The organism is Pseudomonas sp. HY2-MNA-CIBAN-0224 (assembly GCF_040310285.1).
In the GTDB taxonomy this organism is placed as follows: domain Bacteria; phylum Pseudomonadota; class Gammaproteobacteria; order Pseudomonadales; family Pseudomonadaceae; genus Aquipseudomonas; species Aquipseudomonas helleri.
In genome coordinates this window covers 1-242 of the sequence record NZ_JBEOPQ010000838.1, presented here as the reverse complement: position 1 = coordinate 242, position 242 = coordinate 1, and the positions used below count along the sequence as shown (strand labels likewise).

1 protein-coding gene is annotated in these 242 nt (G+C 49.6%); it reads right to left on the bottom strand.

The window, feature by feature from the left end; translation table 11 throughout:
- Positions 1-242, bottom strand: a 242-nt coding sequence (locus AAEZ03_RS28630; protein ID WP_350583366.1) for a transglutaminase-like domain-containing protein, incomplete at both ends; no start/stop codon positions are given.

Sequence of the window (242 nt, the reverse complement as noted above, 5' to 3'; positions counted from 1 at the left end):
GTGTCATCGTATAGATAACCTGACACATAACGCGCTGGGATATGCTGATCCCTCAAGCAGCCTAAAAATACATGGGTATGGTCTTGGCACACACCAGCGCCGATATCAAAGGCTTCGGCTGCTGTCGTTCCCACGTGGGTGGCATCTTTGATATAAGGCATTTTGGTCAATAGCTCAGTCGCCATAGCTTTAAGGCTGTCATGGGTCGGGTCTTTTAGATAAGGTGCAGCAAAGGCGCGCAT